Below are 204 nucleotides of genomic sequence, written 5' to 3'. Positions count from 1 at the left end.
AGAAAGACGCGTCCTTCGGTTGGCTTATCCAGCATGGCAAGAATATTCAAGAGGGTGGATTTCCCAGAACCAGACTCCCCCATAATGGCGACATAATCGCCTTTTTCCACTGTGAAATGAATGTCTTTCAGTGCTTCCACTTGATTTCCTTGAAAGCGCGTTTTATAAATCTTTTTAACATGTTGAACATCTAATAATGTCATC

Annotated in this window: 1 protein-coding gene; it reads right to left on the bottom strand. The window is 41.2% G+C overall.

What is annotated here, in order from left to right:
* On the bottom strand, positions 1–203 hold a 203-nt coding region (locus HMPREF2542_RS04290; RefSeq protein WP_148129460.1), incomplete at its 3' end, for an ATP-binding cassette domain-containing protein.
* Position 204 lies beyond the last annotated feature (1 nt).

The organism is Streptococcus sp. HMSC034B05, from assembly GCF_001809055.1.
GTDB classification, from domain to species: Bacteria; Bacillota; Bacilli; order Lactobacillales; family Streptococcaceae; genus Streptococcus; species Streptococcus constellatus.
The sequence above is the reverse complement of the archived record's forward strand: the minus strand, read 5'-3'. Positions and strand labels throughout refer to the sequence as shown.